This is a genomic window from Alkalicoccus urumqiensis (assembly GCF_002993335.1).
Taxonomy (GTDB): Bacteria; Bacillota; Bacilli; order Bacillales; family Salisediminibacteriaceae; genus Alkalicoccus; species Alkalicoccus urumqiensis.
In genome coordinates this window covers 41,958-59,709 of sequence record NZ_PVNS01000013.1, presented here as the reverse complement: position 1 = coordinate 59,709, position 17,752 = coordinate 41,958, and the positions used below count along the sequence as shown (strand labels likewise).

Genomic DNA, 17,752 nt, shown 5'->3' with positions numbered 1-17,752 from the left:
GTCTCTTTTTTCTTTATCCAGCCTTGATCCTATAAGACAAAGGAGTTTTTTACATGGTAAAGCCATTCTCAGGACTACAGCGTGAAGCAAGCCTTAAAAACATGACACAGGGCACATTGGATATTCTCGTCATCGGCGGGGGCATCACCGGTGCCGGTATTGCGCTCGATGCGGTTTCCCGCGGTCTCAACACTGGACTCGTAGAAATGCAGGATTACGCAGCCGGCACATCCAGCCGATCCACGAAGCTGGTCCACGGAGGCCTGCGGTACCTGAAGCAGTTTGAATTCGGGATCGTAAAAGAGACCGGTCAGGAGCGTGCGATCGTGTATGAGAACGCACCGCACGTGACAAAACCTGAGTGGATGATGCTGCCGATCGTTAAAGGGGGCACATATGGAAAACTCGCTTCTTCTGTCGGACTGAAAGTGTACGATACTCTCGCAGGAGTAAAAAAACACGAGCGCCGCCAGATGCTGAATAAAAAAGAAACGATGGAAAAAGAACCGCTTCTGCGTGAAGAAGGACTGAAGGGGAGCGGCTATTACGTAGAATACAAAACGGATGATGCCCGTCTGACGCTGGAAACGTTGAAAGAAGCCGTTCACCGGGGTGCTAATGCTGTCAACTACACGAAAGCGGAAACGCTTCTTTACGAGAACGGGAAGGTCATCGGCGCCCGGATCAAAGATCTCCGCTCCGGAGAAACGTACGATGTTCACGCAAAACATGTCGTGAACGCCGCCGGACCGTGGGTCGATGATCTCCGTGAAAAAGATAAGTCCAAAAAAGGGAAATACCTCCACCTCACAAAAGGCGTTCATATCGTTTTCGATCAGTCCCGCTTCCCACTGAAGCAGGCTGTCTACTTCGATACCGACGACGGACGTATGGTCTTTGCTATTCCGAGAGCCGGGAAAACGTATGTTGGTACGACTGATACCCACTATACAGAGGAAATAGCAACACCAAGGATGACCGAAGCCGATATGGATTATCTGGTCCGTGCATCCAACGCCATGTTCCCTTCTATGGATATAAAGCGCGAAGACGTGGAGTCCAGCTGGAGCGGGCTGCGCCCGCTGATTCACGAAGAAGGAAAAAGTGCGTCCGAGATTTCCCGGAAAGATGAGACATTCGTGTCTGATTCCGGTCTCATTTCGATCGCTGGAGGAAAGCTGACCGGTTATCGGAAAATGGCGGAGCGGATTGTGGATATGATTGTTAAAGAAGAAGGCATAAAGAAAAAATGCATCACGGATAAAATTAAACTTTCCGGCGGAGATGTCGGCGGTTCGGCTAAACTGGAATCGTTTGTCCGTCATGCCGCAGAAGAGGGCGTCCGTCTCGGCCTGGCGCCGGCGGAAGCAGACCGGCTGGCGAACCTCTACGGATCCAATGTATCCCGCGTGTTCGAAATCATTGAAACGCAGGGGAGCGAAGCGGAAAACTACGGACTGCCGGTTGGCGTATTTGCTTCCCTCGTCTATGGTATTGAAGAAGAAATGGTCGTTTCCCCGATTGATTTCTTTAACCGCAGGACCGCAGCGCTGTTCTTTGACATCGATTTCGTTCAGGAATATAAAGAAAATGTCATAACGTATATGGACAGCCGATACCACTGGTCCGAGGAAGAGAAGCAGAAACACCGAGATCTTCTGGAGGAAGAAATTTACTACGCCATCCATCCGGTGGAGACAAAAGAGAAAAATTAACAGAAAAGTCTTTACGGAGACCCCTGTAATGCGGTTAACTTGAAGTAGACCGATTTGACGGAAGGGGAGAATACGATGGCAGACTGGAAAAAGCAGTACGAGAAATGGCAGCAGTTCAGCGGACTGGAAACCGCGATCGCAGAAGAACTGGAAGCAATGCGCGGTGAGGATCAGCATCTGGAGGACAGCTTCTATAAAACGCTGGAATTTGGAACCGGCGGTATGCGCGGCGAAATCGGCCCGGGCACAAACCGGATGAACATTTACATGATCCGAAAGGCGGCTCAGGGTCTCGCAGATTATATGAAGGAAGCGGGAGAAGAAGCGGTGAAGCGCGGCGTTGTGATTGCGTATGATAACCGCAGAATGTCGCATCAATTCGCCGTGGAAGCAGCATGTACACTTGGTGCGAATGGTATTAAAACGTATGTTTTTAAGGAACTGCGTCCGACACCGCAGCTCTCCTTCGCCGTGCGGCATCTGAACACATTTACCGGTGCCATGATTACAGCCAGCCACAATCCACCGGAGTATAACGGATTTAAAGCTTACGGGGAAGACGGCGCCCAGATGATTCCCGAAGATGCCGACCGCCTGATAGAAAAAGTGAATGCTGTGGAAAATGAATTAACCGTTGCCACAGCTGATGCCGGAGAGATGGAGAAGAACGGCCTTCTTGAATGGGTGCTCGAGGAACTGGATGATGCCTATGCAGAAAAGCTGCAGCAGGTCGTGATCGACCGGGATTTAATTCAACGAGAAGGTGCGTCCCTGCAGATTGTATTCACTCCGCTTCACGGCACTGCGAAAGTGCCGATGGAGCGCGGGCTGAGAGAAGCGGGATTTCCGAATGTCCATACAGTTCCGGAACAGGCGGAGCCCGATACAGAATTCTCCACGGTGAAATCACCGAACCCGGAAGAAGCCGGAGCATTTGAATATGCGATGAAGCTCGGTGCGGACAAAAATGCCGACCTGCTGATCGCCACCGACCCGGACGCCGACCGAATCGGGCTCGTTGTCCGCGATAAGGAAGGTGCTTTTACCGTGCTCAGCGGGAATCAGACCGGCGCCCTGCTGCTCGATTATCTGCTGACGAAAAAGAAAGAATTAGGTACGCTGCCGGAAAACGGCATTGTCATTAAAACGATCGTCACTTCTGAGCTCGGCCGGGCGGTGGCAGAGGCGTTTGATCTGCCAACACTTGATGTACTCACAGGATTTAAATTCATCGGCGAAAAAATCCGGGAGTATGAAACGAGCGGAGAACATACCTTTTTATTCGGCTACGAAGAAAGTTACGGTTACTTGATCGAATCATTCGCCCGGGATAAAGATGCTATTCAGCCGGGACTGCTGGCTGCGGAAATGACCGCATACTATAAATCCCGCGGCATGACGCTGTATGACGGACTCCAGGAGCTGTACGAAAAATACGGCTATTATCTGGAAGACCTCGCTTCCTTTACGTTTAAAGGAAAAGAAGGGGCGGAGAAAATTCAGCGGATCATGAATGTTTTCCGCGATCAGGTGCTTCAGGGGACACTGCCGGAAGGAACAGCATATGTTGAAGATTATCAGCGCCGGACGCGTACGTTTACCGACGGCCGTCCGGATGAAAAGATTGAACTGCCGGTGTCCAATGTGCTGAAACTGTTTCTTGATGATGGCTCCTGGTACTGCCTGCGTCCATCCGGAACAGAACCGAAAATCAAGTGCTATTTCGGTGTGAAAGGGAGTAGTCACGACGAAGCACACGCCCGTTTGGAAGAAGTGAAAAAAGCCGTCCTGGAGCAATTGGAATCTATTTAACTTTACCAATGCAGTGAAAGGTGTCTCCTCCGGGAGGCGCCTTTTTCACGTTCCAGCGGGCATAAAATAGATATTGTTCTGTTCATGCGGAAAAAACACAGCAGAGTCTTGAGCAGGCAGTCAGTAGAAAACAGTAAAAAATAGTAAGCGGAAAACTGGAAATGATGAGACAAGAAATGGTAAACTGGACGACACAAAGACGAATAGCAAAGGTGAGTGAAATGGAAAACGAGCAGATTTATCCGGCCGAACTGGAGAAAAAACGGGCACAGATGGTGGAGATCGCTCTGAAGCGGGGGTTTACACATCCAGATACGATTCGTCTCAGCAGGGAAGTAGATGGAATCGTCCAGTCTTTTCAAGCTGTTACTGCCATGCCGGAGCCCGCATGGTGACCGCTTCCTGCAGTCAGATAGGCTGTGCGCTCCAGGTTTGGAGTGGGAATATTCTGAAAAATGTGTTATGATGGGGGAAAGCCGAAAAGAGGTGGCTCGATGGCGATCGTATTCATTTGCAGAGACTGTCGGGGAAAAGGGCGCATCGAGCGGAAAGTTCTTGGAGTAAAAAGACAGATGAAGTGCAGGACATGCAACGGTACCGGCAGAAAAAAGTATGTGAAAAAACAGGCAGCCGGAGCAGGAACAAATGGATAACAAAAAGACGCCCGGCTTTTGGGCGTCTTTTTGATGCTACTCCAGAATATCCCATCCTGTAGCGAGTTTTACATCCGGATGTTTGTCCTGGAACCAGCGGAGGGCGAAATCGTTCTCAAACAGCAGAACGGGACGTTTCTGCTGATCCAGAACGAGCATTTTCCGCGAGTCGGTCATGCCTTCATCCACACTGCCTTCTGTCACCCAGCGGGCGGCCTCATGGCTCATGTGCTGAAATTCAATATCCACATTGTATTCATTTTTCATTCTGTATTCGAATACCTGGAACTGCAGTTCACCAACGGCACCAATAATATAGTCTTCAAAGTATGGCGTTTTATAGAGCTGAATCGTTCCTTCCTGAACGAGCTGTTCCATTCCTTTATGGTACTGCTTATGCTTTAACGCATTTTTTGCAGTAACTTTTGCAAATTTTTCCGGCGGGAACTGCGGCATTTCTTCGTACTGAATCCGGTCACTTCCGGTGCAGATTGTATCACCGACCTGGAAATTTCCTGAATCGTATAACCCGACGATGTCTCCGGGCTTGGCAGATTCGACAGTCTCACGGTCCGAAGCAAAAAACGACGAGGACTGATTCAGTTTCATCTTTTTGCCGGTCCTCGAGAGAAGTACTTCCATGCCGCGGTCAAACGACCCGGAGCAGACGCGCAGAAAGGCGATACGATCGCGGTGGTTAGGGTTCATATTCGCCTGAATTTTAAAGACGAAGCCGCTGAAACGGTCTTCTTCCGGCATCACGAGATCACCGGATGCTTTTCTCGGCTGCGGAGAAGCTGCCAGGTGGACGAAGGAATCGAGAAAGGACTGCACACCGAAATTGGCAAGTGCACTGCCGAAGAAAACAGGAGTCATCGTACCGTTCTGCACTTTTTCCTGTGTAAAGGTATTCCCGGCTTCTTCCAGAAGAGCCGTTTCCTCTTCGAGTGTTTCTTTTTCGTAATCCTCCAGATTTTCTGCTTCCTCCAGCGGAACGATGCGTCGTTCCTGACTGGCTTCATCAAACATCTCCACCGTTTTATTCTGCATACTGTAAATGCCTTTCAACCGCTTGCCCATACCGATCGGCCAGTTCATCGGGTAGGTCTCCATCTCGAGCGTGGATTCGATTTCCTCCAGGAGTTCGAGCGGTTCTTTACCTTCCCGGTCCAGCTTGTTAATGAATGTCAAAATAGGAATGCCACGCATGCGGCAGACTTTAAACAGCTTCAGCGTCTGGGCTTCAATCCCTTTGACACAGTCGATTACCATCACTGCTGTATCTACAGCAGTCAGGGTCCGGTATGTGTCCTCACTGAAATCCTGGTGCCCGGGAGTGTCCAGAATATTAATCTGTGTGTCATCATAATGAAGCTGCATCACACTGGATGTAACAGAGATACCTCGCTGCTTCTCAATTTCCATCCAGTCAGATGTAGCGAATTTACCGCTTTTTTTTCCTTTTACCGTTCCTGCACTGCGGATACTGCCGCCAAGAAGCAGCACTTTTTCGGTCAGCGTCGTTTTCCCGGCATCCGGGTGGGAAATAATGGCGAACGTCTTACGGGGAAGTCCTTGTGTCATAATACATAACCCTTTCTATCCGATGCTCAAAGGCATTTCATCCAACACTTCATTATACGTGAAAAAGAGACAATGGTAAACAGTGGAGCGCTTCACAAAAAAACTCCCTCTCCGCTGGGGAAGAGGGAGGAGGCAGTCAGCTGCGTGACGCCTCGAAATCTGCAATTTTTTCGTCCAGTGTCAGTGTAACGGAAATTTCATCCCAGCCGTTCAAAAGCATTTCACGCATGTAGGGCGTAATGTCAAACGAAGCTTCAAAGCCTTCGCTGTCGTATACCTTCTGTTCTTCGAGGTCGGCAGTCAGACGGTAGCCCGGATTTTCCGCTTTCGCCATGAGCTGCTGCACTTCATCCTCTTCGAGTTTAATAGGGAGAATGCCGTTTTTTGAACAGTTGTTGTAAAAAATATCGGCGAAGCTCGGCGCAATAATAACGAGAAAGCCGTAGTCCTGAAGCGCCCATGGAGCGTGTTCCCGGGAGGAGCCGCAGCCGAAGTTTTCCCCGGCTACAAGAACGGTTGCTCCCTGATACTGCTCTTTATTCATGGAAAAATCGTTTCTCGGCTGATCATTATCGTCAAAGCGCCAGTTATAAAACAAGAACTGGCCGAAACCCTGGCGCTCGATCCGTTTTAAAAACTGTTTCGGAATAATCTGGTCTGTGTCCACGTTGGACCGGTTTAATGGAAAAACAAGTCCTTCGTGCTTTCGGATAGGTTCCATCGTGGTTCGTCACTCCTTTATCGTTATCGTCTATCAGCCTGCGGGAGTGGAGAAGTAGCTGCGTACATCCACGAAGTGTCCTTCTACAGCCGCAGCAGCCGCCATTTCCGGTGCGACCAGGTGGGTGCGTGCGCCATTACCCTGACGGCCTTCAAAGTTACGGTTGGAAGTCGAGGCACAACGCTCTCCGGGAGGTACGATATCATCATTCATCGCAAGGCACATGCTGCATCCTGCTTCGCGCCATTCGAAACCGGCGGCTGTAAAGATTTTATCCAATCCTTTTTCCTCGGCCTGCTGTTTGACGGTCTGGGATCCCGGCACAACGAGTGCACGTACGCCTTCATGCACGTGACGGCCTTCCACAACTTTTGCTGCGCGTTCGAGGTCACTTAGACGCGAGTTTGTACACGATCCGATAAAGACGTGCTGAATCGGTACCGAAGAAATCGGCTGACCCGCTTCCAGTCCCATATATTCCAGCGCACGTTCGATTTCTTCACGGTCTGCATCTGTTTCCGCATCCTGAGGTGACGGAACACTGCCGCTTACAGGAAGGCACATGCCCGGGTTAATGCCCCACGTCACCTGAGGCTCCACTTCATCGGCGTCAATTTCGACAACGGCATCGTACTCAGCGCCTGGATCGGTGGCAAGAGAGCGCCAGTAGTCCGCAGCTTCTTCAAAAGCTTCGCCTTCTGGCGCATGGCGGCGGCCGCGGATATAATCAATCGTCGTTTCATCCGGACTGATCAGACCGGCGCGAGCGCCTGCCTCAATCGACATGTTGCAGATCGTCATCCGTTCCTCCATCGAAAGGTCCCGGATCGCTTCTCCGGTATATTCAAGAATATGGCCGGTACCAAAACGGACTCCAAATTTACCGATAATCGCAAGGATTAAGTCTTTTGCTGTAACGGAAGGAGCCAGGCGGCCGTTTACTTTTACGTTCATCGTTTTCGGGCGGGCCTGCCAGATAGACTGTGTCGCGAGGACGTGTTCCACTTCACTTGTTCCGATTCCAAACGCCAGAGCGCCGAACGCTCCGTGTGTGGAGGTGTGGCTGTCTCCGCAGACAATCGTTTTGCCGGGCTGCGTTAAGCCGAGCTCGGGACCGATTACGTGCACAATGCCCTGATCGGGGTGATTAATGTCAGCAAGGTTGATGCCGAATTCCTGACAGTTGTCGTACAGCGTTTCCATCTGCTTTTTGGAAACCGGATCGCTGATAAAATGACGGGCAATCGTCGGAACGTTGTGGTCCATCGTTGCAAACGTCCGCTCCGGCCGGCGGACACGGCGGTTTTTCATGCGGAGTCCTTCGAAAGCCTGCGGGGAAGTAACCTCATGAACAAGATGAAGATCGATATAAAGCAGATCTGGTTTATCTTTTTCGGTGTGGACGACGTGATCCGCCCAGATTTTGTCTACGATCGTTCTGGCTCTGGCCATTTTTGATTCCTCCTTACGTTATGCGTAGCAGTTCATGATGCTGTTTGTCGTGCTGTCTGCTTTTAACAGCTCTACAACGACAGCGGTCATTTTGTGTGTGTTTACTTGTTCACCGTCTTTTACATTCAGGTCACCCGTGTGGTACCCACGGTTTAACGCTTCAGAAACGGCACATTCGATTCGTTTTGCTTCGTCCTCCATGCGGAAAGAATGGCGGAGCATCAGCGCAGCAGAGAGAATGGTCGCAAGCGGGTTGGCGATACCCTGTCCGGCAATGTCCGGTGCAGAGCCATGGACCGGTTCATACAGTCCGAATGCTTCTTCGTTGAGACTGGCGGACGGGAGCATTCCGAGAGACCCGGTAAGAACAGATGCTTCATCCGATAGAATGTCGCCGAACATATTCTCTGTAACGATAACATCAAACTGTGTCGGGCTGGTAATGAGTTTCATTGCTGCAGCATCCACGAGCATATGCTCCACGGTTACTTCCGGGTATTCCGGTTTGATTTCTTCTACAATTTCGCGCCACATCCGGCTGGATTCCAGTACGTTTGCTTTATCTACGGAGGTGAGGTGTTTCCGGCGGAGCATCGCCGCATCGAATGCACGGCGGATGATCCGCTCAATTTCTTCACGCGAGTAGGCGAGTGTATCGACAACGTCACTGCCGTTATTGCGGCGTTCACTCGGTGTGCCGAAGTACAGGCCGCCTGTTAATTCACGTACGATGAGCATATCGCTGTTTTCCACGACTTCCCGCTTCAGCGGTGAAGCATGAAGTAAATTAGAAAAACCTTGAACCGGACGGAGGTTGGCAAACAGGTTCAATTCTTTTCTGATTCCAAGCAGTCCTTTTTCCGGGCGGAGGTGGGAAGGGTTGTTATCCCATTTTGGTCCGCCTACTGCTCCGAGGAGAACAGCGTCCGCTTTGCGGCAGGCATCGATCGTATCCTGCGGCAGCGGGCTGCCGTGCTGATCGATAGCTGTTCCGCCGATATCTTTGGATTCAAATGTGAATGTGTGATTAAATTCGTCCGCGATCGTCTCCAGTACATCCTTTGCCGCCGATGTCACCTCGGTTCCGATGCCGTCTCCTGGTAGTAGTACAATGTGTTTTTTCATGGTCGAAAATCCTCCTTGTAGGTTTACCGGCGGCAGCCGGCTGATAACACGGTAAGAGAAAATCCCGGCCCGGCCGGGAGCCGGGCGGGGTCATTAATAGGCAGCGCTTTTTGCGTCTGCAGGAACCTGATTGTAAAAACCGCGGTTTACGCCGTTCAGGAAAGCTTTAACAGCTGCTTCCAGTACGTCCTGAGACGAACCGCGGCCTGCGTATTCACTGCCGTTTACTGTCAGTTTCACATTGGACTGAGCGAGAGCGTCGCGTCCGCTTCCGACTGAGCTTAAGCTGAAGTCGGTTAAGTGAACATCCTCTTCAATCATCTCATCAAGCGTGTTGAATAACGCTTCAACCGCACCCTGACCAGGTGCACTGGACTCGATCTGTGTACCGTCCGGCTTTGTTAGCTGCACAGTCGCAGTAGGGTGGTTGTCTTCGCCGTATTCCACCTGGAACCCTGTCAGCTCGTACTTTTTAATCTGCGGCGTCTGCGTCTGAACATCTGTCAGAATCGTAAAGAGATCATCATCCGTGATTTCTTTTTTCGTATCGGTCAGCTTTTTAAATTCAGTGAAGGCTTCCATCAATTTTTCTTCGGCAAGCTCTTCGTAGCCGAGCTGCTTCAGTTTGTCTTTGAAGGCATGTTTGCCGGAATGCTTACCCATCACAAGGGAATTGGATGTGACGCCGACCATTTCCGGTGTAATGATTTCATACGTCTGTGCATGTTTCAGTACGCCGTCCTGGTGAATTCCGGATTCGTGGGCGAATGCGTTTTGACCGACGACCGCTTTGTTTCTCGGTACGTGCATGCCGGAAAGTCTGCTGATTAGATCACTCGTCCGCTTAATTTCCTTTAGCACGAGCCCGGTTTCATGCGGGTAATAGTCACCGCGGATTTTGAGTGCGACAGCCAACTCTTCCAGTGCAGCATTTCCGGCACGTTCTCCGATCCCGTTGATTGTTCCTTCTACCTGCGTCGCGCCGTTTTCGACAGCGGCGATCGAGTTGGCCACAGCCATGCCGAGATCATCGTGACAGTGGGCGGACAAATCGACTTTGTCAATATTCGGAACATTCTGTCTGATATAGGCAAACATCTGTCCATACTCATAAGGTGTCGTATAGCCGACCGTGTCCGGCAGGTTGATAACCGTCGCACCGGCATCAATTACTTTTTCGATGATTTCAGCGAGAAACGGAAGGTCGGAGCGGGAAGCATCTTCAGCGGACCACTCAATTTTGTCAAACTTCGTTTTCGCATAAGTCACCATTTCAACGGCTTTTTCAATCACCTGTTCCGGTGTTTTTTTCAGCTTGTACTCCATGTGGATGGGGGAAGTGGCGATGAAAACGTGTACCCGCGGATCCGCTCCGTCTTTCAATGCTTCATAGCAGGCATCGATATCGGATTTCACTGCACGGGCAAGACCGGTGACAGATACATTTTTGATCGTTCTGGCAATTTCTCTGACGCTATCAAAATCACCCTTGGAGGAGGCAGGGAAGCCTGCCTCCATCACATCTACACCAAGGCGTTCCAGCTGACGGGCGATCTCCAGTTTTTCAGGGCCGTTCAGATTGACGCCGGGAGACTGTTCGCCGTCCCGCAACGTCGTATCAAAAATTTTAACGCGAGCCATTATTGACCACATCCTTTTTCTTTTGGGACTGCTTGACGAACGGCATCAGTTCACGCAGCTGGCGGCCAACCTCCTCGATCTGGTGCTTGTTTTCACGGGCATTGATGGCATTGAACTGTGGACGGTTCGCCTGGTTTTCAAGGATCCATCCGTGGGCGAATGTACCGTTCTGGATGTCTGTCAGGATATCTTTCATGCGTGCTTTTGTATCGGCATCAACCACACGTGGTCCGGAAACAAAGTCTCCCCACTGAGCTGTGTCGGAAATGGAATAGCGCATGCCTTCCAGTCCACCTTCGTAAAGCAGGTCCACGATCAGCTTCAGTTCGTGCATGCACTCAAAGTAGGCAACTTCAGGCTGGTAGCCTGCTTCAACCAATGTTTCGAATCCGGCTTTGACGAGGTGGGAAACACCGCCGCAGAGTACAGCCTGTTCACCGAAGAGGTCTGTTTCTGTCTCTTCCTGGAACGACGTTTCAAGCACACCGGCACGGCCGCCGCCGATTCCTTTTGCATACGCAAGAGCAATATCTTTCGCCTGGCCGGTAGCATCCTGGTAGATACCATATAGTGCAGGCACGCCTGCTCCATCTTCAAATGTACGGCGTACAAGGTGTCCCGGACCTTTTGGAGCGATGAGGAATACGTCAACGTCAGACGGTGGAACGATCTGGCTGAAATGAATGTTGAAACCGTGGGCAAACACGAGTGCATTGCCGGATTCCAGGTTTGGTTCGATCTGCTCTTTGTAGATAGTCGGCTGGTACTCATCCGGAAGAAGGATCATGATTACGTCTGCCTGCTTGGAAGCATCTTCTACAGTGGCTACTTCCACGCCGTCTTCCTGTGCTTTATCCCAGGATTTACCTTTTCTCAGGCCGACAACAACGTCAAATCCGCTTTCTTTCAGGTTCAGTGCGTGGGCGTGGCCCTGAGAACCGTATCCGATTACTGCGATTTTCTTCTCCTGCAGGATTGCTTCCTCAATGTTGTGGTTGTAAAGTACTTTTGTCATTTTCTCCATCCCTTTCTTTCTCTCAAATAGTTTTTATTTCAGTAATGAATACTGCGGCAGCTCCTGAACCTGCGGCTGCTGGCCGCGGGAGAAAGCTGTAAGACCCGTGCGGGCGATGTCTTTAATTCCATATGGCCGCAGCAGATCAATAAGTGCCTCTATTTTTTCGGGTTTTCCTGTCACCTGTACAGAAAGGCTGTCTTTACTGACGTCGATGACAGAAGCCCGGAAAGGCTCAATAATGCCCTGAACTTCATTGCGGACCGCTGCATTGCTGACAATTTTGATGAGTGCAAGCTCGCGTGCAACGATCGCTTTTTCTGAGAGGTCGGTTACTTTGAGTACGTCGATCTGCTTATGGAGCTGCTTTGTCAGCTGTTCCAGTTTGCGGTGATCTTCGACATCGACGACGAATGTCATCTTGGAGATGCCTTCCTGTTCCGTACGGCCGACTGAAATACTCTCAATGTTAAACTGACGCTTGTGCATCAGCCCGGTCACCCGGTTTAATACACCACTTCGGTTCTGTACTACGAGGGAGATGATTCGTTTCATGGTTTCACTCCTACCATATCGTTAATTCCGCGGCCCGGTGCTACCATCGGGTAGACATTTTCCTGGCGGATGACGCGTGCATCGATGACTACCGGCTCATCGGAGTGGAGCAGTTCACCAATCTGTGCTTCAAAATCAGCCTGTGACTCAATTTTGACGCCTTTGATATCATATGCATCTGCCAGTTTGACAAAGTCCGGCTGGGAATTAACGAGTGATTCCGAGTAGCGCTCCTCATAGAAGCTTTCCTGCCACTGGCGGACCATACCGAGCGCCTGATTGTTCAGGATAACGACTTTGACCGGCAGGTTCCGTTCCTGACATACCGACAGCTCCTGCATCGTCATCTGGAATCCGCCGTCTCCGACGATCGCAATGACGCGGTCATCCCGGTTCGCCAGCTGACAGCCGACTGCTGCCGGAAAGCCGAAGCCCATCGTGCCGAGTCCGCCTGAGGTTACCCAGCGGTCGGGACGGGTAAACTGAAAGTACTGCGCCGCCCACATCTGGTGCTGCCCGACGTCTGTCGTAATCGTCGCATCGCCGTTCGTTACCTCATAAATCTTTTTAACGGCCCACTGGGCGACCATTTCAGTCTCCGGAGAGTTATACCATAGCGGGTAGGCATCTTTGTTGTAGCTGAGTTCCTGAAGCCACGCTTCGTGATCTTCCGGGCCGGCTTTCATCTGGCGCTTCAGTTCCTCAAGCGCGGCTCTGGAATCAGCAACGACCGGGATATCGGTCGGAACGTTTTTACCGATTTCCGCCGGGTCGATATCGATGTGAGCGACCATGGCGTTCTTTGCAAAGTGTTCCAGGTTGCCGGTCAGTCGGTCATCAAACCGGGCGCCGATATTGATGAGAAGATCGGCATCGGTAATCGCCATGTTGGACGTATACGTACCGTGCATGCCCGCCATGCCGAGGAACAATTCGTGATCACCCGGAAATGCGCCGAGCCCGAGAAGGGTGGACGTAACCGGAATACGGTATTCATTAACCAGTTCAAGCAGCACGTCAGAGGCGCCGCCGTGCAGAACACCTGCACCTGTAAGGATCAACGGCTTTTTCGCTGTTTTTACAGCTTCAGCTAGTTTCTTGATCTGAAGCGGATTCGGCTTGATTGTCGGCTGATAGCCCGGCAGATGAAACGGCGACTGATCGGTTTCGAAGCATGGGTTTGCGGCAATATCTTTCGGAATATCGACGACGACCGGCCCCGGACGTCCAGTAGACGCAATGTGGAATGCTTCTTTGATGATACGCGGCAGTTCATATGCGGACTGAATCTGATAGTTGTGCTTCGTAATCGGTGTTGTGATGCCCATAATATCTGCTTCCTGGAATGCGTCGGTGCCGGTAACGTTTGTCGCCACCTGTCCGGTCAGCACGACGAGTGGAAGGGAGTCCATCATGGCATCTGCAATTCCAGTAACAAGGTTCGTTGCTCCCGGACCGGAAGTAGCGAGAACAACGCCGGGCTTTCTGCGGACTCTGGCATAGCCTTCAGCAGCATGAATGGCACCCTGCTCATGGCGGGTCAGAATGTGCTGGAACTCTTTATCAGAGCGGTAGAGGGCGTCATAGATAGGAAGGACCGCACCGCCTGGATATCCAAAAATCGTTTCGACACCTTCATCAATTAACGCATCGACTAAAACATCTGCTCCTGTCTGTACCTGCTGGGCAGGCTGCGCGTTGGTTTTCTTTTCTTCCACTTTCATCAACGATCCCTCCTTAAAGGATTAAAAAAACGAAAAAGACTTTTCTTCCTGCACGTGCTGATGAAAGATCACCAGCGTATGTGCGGGGAGAAAAGTCTTTCTTTTCACGGTACCACCCGGATTCACAGCATCCTCGCGGATACTGCCTTCGTAAGCCTGTCATCAGGCTTTATTTGATAACGGGTGCAGACACCCGGTCCGGCCTACTGTCAATTCAGCGGGACACTCGAGGACGATGTCGGAGCGGGCAGCTGTTCCGGGCTTCCACCATCCCCGGATCTCTGTTACAGCCGTCTTCCCGTTCCTTTATCCTTTCATCGATTTCATTTATTGTTATGCTATTATACTGCGTTGACATTGGCTGGATAGCATTTAACTCCATCTGTCTGAACAACGCGTCTGAATTCTGCTAAAAGATGGTTCGTCACCTTACCCGGCTTTCCGTCGGAAATCGTCCGGCCGTCGACGTCCACAACCGCAATTACTTCCACCGCGGTTCCCGTCAGAAATACTTCATCTGCCGTGTAGACATCGTGGCGGGTAAAAGGTTCCTCCTGCATATCGTAATCGAATTCTCGCGCAATTTCAATAATTGCGTTGCGGGTAATTCCTTCAAGTGCCCCAAGATAAACCGGAGGGGTGATAATTTTTCCATTTTTTACTATGAAAATATTATCGGCAGAGCCTTCCGTCACGTATCCCTGATCGTTCAGCATTAGAGCCTCATCGACCCCTGCCTGGTTCGCTTCCAGTTTTACGAGAACGTTATTCAGGTAGTTAAGTGATTTCACCTGCGGGCTTAAAACATCTGGACGGTTCCTTCTTGTAGCTACAGATCCCATCCGCAGCCCGCGCTGGTAAAGTTCTTTCGGGAAGAGGGCGAGTTCTTCCGCAATGACGATAACACTTGGGTTCGTACAGTTGGCCGGATCCAGCCCCAGGTTTCCGGGGCCGCGGGAAATCACGACGCGGATATAAGCAGAGTTCAGTTCGTTGTGACGGATCGTCCCGACGATAATCTGCTGCATTTCCTCCTTTGTATATGGAATCTGCAGCATGATCGACTGTGCTGACTGGTACAGCCGGTCAAGGTGCTCGTCCAGCTTGAAGATGTTTCCGTCGTATGCACGGATTCCTTCGAACACGCCGTCGCCGTAAAGTAGACCGTGATCGAAGACAGATACGACAGCTTCTTCCTTGCGGACAAATTTGTCATCGAGATAAATCCATTGACTGCTCATTCCGTTCGCTCCTTCCCTGTAAAATTCAGCCTGTGAAAACGGCCGTCAAAGTTGATGTTGAGCCTTATCTTACTCTCCTTATGACACATCGTCAACCGCTTTTTGTGAAAAATTCTCACATTTCAAAACAATCAGTTTTTAAGCAAGCGCTTACATTTCGTGTGGGCGGGAGAAAACGTGTCATAACGCAGAAAGTGTAAATATTTATAAAGCGCTTACAATGTTTATGCATGGTCTGCCAATCCACATCGTGCCGCTGCCTTTCGTTTCTTTATATAGAAGCGGCTGATAAACAGATGTCCTTCGAACGTGTTCCGGCAGAGATAGAAAGCTGGATGACAGACAGCATCGGAAGAAGAAGGTATGATGAGCGGGAGAGGGAGGGAAATTGATGCACCAATATAAAGGAGTCATACTAAAAGCAGCCGCTGTTATTATCATTATTGCCGTCCTGCTGTATATTAATCAGCGTTTTATTCAAGTGAGCCCGGAGGAGATCCGGACATTTGTTCTTCAGGCCGGCGTGTGGGCACCTGCGTTTTATGTCATTTTGTATATCGTCCGGCCGCTGGTTTTATTTCCTGCCTCCGTATTATCTCTGGCGGGGGGATTAATATTTGGGCCTGTCTGGGGAACGGGGCTCATTGTGGCAGGAGCAACGGGAGGAGCCGTACTGTCTTTTTTTGCTGCAAGGTGGTTAGGAAAAGGAGCGGCGGGGAAAGAATGGAAAGGGAAGGGAAAAGCGGTACAGGAGCAGCTGGAGAAGAACGGTTTTCTCTATGTACTGCTGATCCGTCTGATTCCTATATTTAATTTTGACATGATCAGCTATCTGAGCGGCGTCTCCAAAATCCGGGCACGGGCATTTGCTGCAGGGACGTTTCTTGGCATCATTCCGGGAGCATTTGCTTACAGCTTTCTCGGTGCAAGTGTTGTCGAAGGAAATGCCGGACTGATTTTCGCCGCAGTGGCTGTATTTATCGCAGTCAGCGCCATCCCTGTTTTCTTCAGGAAAAAGTTATGGCAGAAAACGACGCAGAATGAAGGGGAGGAACAACATGACAACCTATGATCTTATCGTCATCGGCGGGGGTTCTGCCGGATTGACGGCAGCCTCCGGAGCAGCACAATTCGGAGCACGGACAGCTCTGATTGATAAACACGGATCACTCGGAGGCGACTGCCTTCACTATGGCTGTGTTCCGTCCAAAGCTCTTATAGCAGCAGCTACCGAAGTCCACAATATGAAGCGGAACGCAGAAAAACACGGCTTCCACCTGGAAGGAAGTGCTGACTGGCAGCGGGTCCGCTCGCAGATTCAGTATGCTGTCGATACCATTCAGGAACATGACAGCACGGAGCGTTTTGCTTCTCTCGGCGTCGATATTTATTACGATGAAGCTTCATTTGAAGATGCGCAGACGGTGCGCCTGGCGGATGGCCGGACACTGAAAGCAAAGCGTATACTTATCTCCACAGGCTCCAGCCCGGTAACACTTCCGCTGGACCTTCCCGCTACACTCCCGGTCATAACGAATGAGTCGCTGTTTTATCTGGAGGAGCTTCCTAAGAAAATCATTATGATCGGCGGCGGAGCGATCGGTCTCGAAATGGCGCAGGCATTAACACGCCTCGGCTCTGAAGTAATCGTCGTTGACCGGGCACACGAGCTTTTTGAAAAAGAGGACAGAGAAATTGCGGAGCGGGCCGGTCGTCAGATTCGAAAAGAAGTACCGGTTTACCTGGAGAGCGAAGTAACGGATGTGACAGAGAAGAATGGAACATTTCAGGCTGCCGTATCTACGAAAGGCGACACGTGGACAACAGATGTTGATGCCGTTTTCTTTGCTGTCGGAAGAAAGCCGAATACATCCTCCCTGGGACTGGAACGCGCCGGCGTGGAAACCGACGGCCGCGGGTATGTTCTCGTTAATGACCGGATGCAGAGTTCCGTGGAGAGCATCTACGCTGCCGGGGATGTAACAGGAAGGTTTCCGTTTACACATGGAGCAGGAGAAGAAGCAAAAATTGTCGTTTCAAACGCTGTGTTCGGCTTGAAGCGCTCTCTGTCCTATGAGAATTTTCCCTGGTGTTTCTATACCCAGCCGGAGATATTCCATCTCGGAATGACTGAGGTGGAAGCCCGGGAAGCGTACGGTTCAGACTATGAAGTGATCCGGGCGTCGGATGCCGACCGTCTGATTGCTGAACAGGATGATGTGTCCTTCGTGAAAGTTATTCTGTCCAAAAACGGAAAAATACTTGGCGCACACGGTATCGGCGCCAATGCAAGCGACTGGATGCAGACACTTGTTTATGTGAAGGCGCAGGGGGAAAAATTGACCTCTCTTTCCAGCGTTGTGCACCCGTACCCGGCAAGAACAGAAATTGTAAAACAGCTCTCCGACACGTATTTATCGACACATGTCATGCAGGGGAAGCTTCCGAAAGTAACGGAAAAGTACATTCAGTACCTCCGCAGGTAATAAGAAACAGCGCCCTCACTCCGCGGTG

Annotated in this window: 14 protein-coding genes; 5 read left to right on the top strand and 9 right to left on the bottom strand. The window is 50.8% G+C overall.

The window, feature by feature from the left end:
• Positions 1–53 precede the first annotated feature (53 nt).
• The 3 genes from C6I21_RS13400 to C6I21_RS13390 all read left to right on the top strand — a co-directional run bounded on the left by C6I21_RS13400 (position 54) and on the right by C6I21_RS13390 (position 3,922).
• Positions 54–1,715, top strand: coding sequence for a glycerol-3-phosphate dehydrogenase/oxidase (locus tag C6I21_RS13400; protein ID WP_105960002.1), 1,662 nt, complete (start codon positions 54–56; stop codon positions 1,713–1,715).
• Positions 1,716–1,790: 75 nt separating this feature from the next.
• A complete protein-coding gene (locus C6I21_RS13395; RefSeq protein WP_105960001.1) occupies positions 1,791–3,527 on the top strand; it encodes a phospho-sugar mutase in 1,737 nt (578 codons plus the stop codon).
• A gap of 161 nt (positions 3,528–3,688) precedes the next feature.
• On the top strand, positions 3,689–3,922 hold the full coding sequence (locus C6I21_RS13390) for an aspartyl-phosphate phosphatase Spo0E family protein (protein ID WP_105960000.1): 234 nt from the start codon (positions 3,689–3,691) through the stop codon (positions 3,920–3,922).
• A 294-nt stretch (positions 3,923–4,216) separates the two neighbouring features.
• On the opposite strand, the gene C6I21_RS13385 is transcribed toward C6I21_RS13390, so the two are convergent.
• From C6I21_RS13385 to ilvE, 9 genes are all read right to left on the bottom strand, one after another.
• Positions 4,217–5,764 (bottom strand): peptide chain release factor 3, encoded by a 1,548-nt coding sequence (locus C6I21_RS13385; RefSeq protein WP_105959999.1) that lies wholly within the window; start codon positions 5,762–5,764, stop codon positions 4,217–4,219.
• A 136-nt stretch (positions 5,765–5,900) separates the two neighbouring features.
• Positions 5,901–6,485, bottom strand: coding sequence for a 3-isopropylmalate dehydratase small subunit (leuD, locus tag C6I21_RS13380; RefSeq protein WP_105959998.1), 585 nt, complete (start codon positions 6,483–6,485; stop codon positions 5,901–5,903).
• 33 nt (positions 6,486–6,518) lie between these two features.
• Complete coding sequence (gene leuC / locus C6I21_RS13375; RefSeq protein WP_105959997.1) at positions 6,519–7,937, bottom strand: 3-isopropylmalate dehydratase large subunit; 1,419 nt, start codon at positions 7,935–7,937, stop codon at positions 6,519–6,521.
• Positions 7,938–7,955: 18 nt separating this feature from the next.
• Positions 7,956–9,062: a 3-isopropylmalate dehydrogenase gene (leuB, locus tag C6I21_RS13370; RefSeq protein WP_105959996.1), complete on the bottom strand. Its 1,107-nt coding sequence runs from the start codon at positions 9,060–9,062 to the stop codon at positions 7,956–7,958.
• Between the two features lie 93 nt (positions 9,063–9,155).
• Positions 9,156–10,703 (bottom strand): 2-isopropylmalate synthase, encoded by a 1,548-nt coding sequence (locus tag C6I21_RS13365; RefSeq protein ID WP_105959995.1) that lies wholly within the window; start codon positions 10,701–10,703, stop codon positions 9,156–9,158.
• Positions 10,690–11,718: a ketol-acid reductoisomerase gene (ilvC, locus tag C6I21_RS13360; protein WP_105960032.1), complete on the bottom strand. Its 1,029-nt coding sequence runs from the start codon at positions 11,716–11,718 to the stop codon at positions 10,690–10,692. Before ilvC ends, C6I21_RS13365 begins: the two co-directional genes overlap by 14 nt.
• Before the next feature lie 33 nt (positions 11,719–11,751).
• A complete protein-coding gene (gene ilvN, locus C6I21_RS13355) occupies positions 11,752–12,273 on the bottom strand; it encodes an acetolactate synthase small subunit (RefSeq protein ID WP_105959994.1) in 522 nt (173 codons plus the stop codon).
• Positions 12,270–13,997 carry a biosynthetic-type acetolactate synthase large subunit gene (ilvB, locus tag C6I21_RS13350; protein WP_105959993.1) on the bottom strand — a complete coding sequence of 576 codons (1,728 nt, stop codon included), beginning with the start codon at positions 13,995–13,997 and terminating at the stop codon, positions 12,270–12,272. Before ilvB ends, ilvN begins: the two co-directional genes overlap by 4 nt.
• Positions 13,998–14,338: 341 nt before the next feature.
• Positions 14,339–15,238: a branched-chain-amino-acid transaminase gene (ilvE, locus tag C6I21_RS13345; RefSeq protein ID WP_105959992.1), complete on the bottom strand. Its 900-nt coding sequence runs from the start codon at positions 15,236–15,238 to the stop codon at positions 14,339–14,341.
• Between the two features lie 391 nt (positions 15,239–15,629).
• Between ilvE and C6I21_RS13340 the strand changes: the two genes are divergently transcribed.
• Both C6I21_RS13340 and C6I21_RS13335 read left to right on the top strand, forming a co-directional pair.
• Positions 15,630–16,310: a TVP38/TMEM64 family protein gene (locus tag C6I21_RS13340; RefSeq protein ID WP_105959991.1), complete on the top strand. Its 681-nt coding sequence runs from the start codon at positions 15,630–15,632 to the stop codon at positions 16,308–16,310.
• A complete protein-coding gene (locus C6I21_RS13335) occupies positions 16,297–17,724 on the top strand; it encodes a dihydrolipoyl dehydrogenase family protein (protein ID WP_181186260.1) in 1,428 nt (475 codons plus the stop codon). The genes C6I21_RS13340 and C6I21_RS13335 overlap by 14 nt, the downstream gene beginning before the upstream one ends.
• Positions 17,725–17,752: the final 28 nt, after the last annotated feature.

Excerpts from the sequence above, each read along its gene's own strand:
- C6I21_RS13400 (WP_105960002.1), top strand. The coding sequence starts at position 54 with ATGGTAAAGCCATTCTCAGGACTACAGCGTGAAGCAAGCCTTAAAAAC.
- C6I21_RS13395 (WP_105960001.1), top strand. The coding sequence starts at position 1,791 with ATGGCAGACTGGAAAAAGCAGTACGAGAAATGGCAGCAGTTCAGCGGA.
- C6I21_RS13390 (WP_105960000.1), top strand. The coding sequence starts at position 3,689 with ATGATGAGACAAGAAATGGTAAACTGGACGACACAAAGACGAATAGCA.
- C6I21_RS13385 (WP_105959999.1), bottom strand. The coding sequence starts at position 5,764 with ATGACACAAGGACTTCCCCGTAAGACGTTCGCCATTATTTCCCACCCG.
- leuD (WP_105959998.1), bottom strand. The coding sequence starts at position 6,485 with ATGGAACCTATCCGAAAGCACGAAGGACTTGTTTTTCCATTAAACCGG.
- leuC (WP_105959997.1), bottom strand. The coding sequence starts at position 7,937 with ATGGCCAGAGCCAGAACGATCGTAGACAAAATCTGGGCGGATCACGTC.
- leuB (WP_105959996.1), bottom strand. The coding sequence starts at position 9,062 with ATGAAAAAACACATTGTACTACTACCAGGAGACGGCATCGGAACCGAG.
- C6I21_RS13365 (WP_105959995.1), bottom strand. The coding sequence starts at position 10,703 with ATGGCTCGCGTTAAAATTTTTGATACGACGTTGCGGGACGGCGAACAG.
- ilvC (WP_105960032.1), bottom strand. The coding sequence starts at position 11,718 with ATGACAAAAGTACTTTACAACCACAACATTGAGGAAGCAATCCTGCAG.
- ilvN (WP_105959994.1), bottom strand. The coding sequence starts at position 12,273 with ATGAAACGAATCATCTCCCTCGTAGTACAGAACCGAAGTGGTGTATTA.
- ilvB (WP_105959993.1), bottom strand. The coding sequence starts at position 13,997 with ATGAAAGTGGAAGAAAAGAAAACCAACGCGCAGCCTGCCCAGCAGGTA.
- ilvE (WP_105959992.1), bottom strand. The coding sequence starts at position 15,238 with ATGAGCAGTCAATGGATTTATCTCGATGACAAATTTGTCCGCAAGGAA.
- C6I21_RS13340 (WP_105959991.1), top strand. The coding sequence starts at position 15,630 with ATGCACCAATATAAAGGAGTCATACTAAAAGCAGCCGCTGTTATTATC.
- C6I21_RS13335 (WP_181186260.1), top strand. The coding sequence starts at position 16,297 with ATGACAACCTATGATCTTATCGTCATCGGCGGGGGTTCTGCCGGATTG.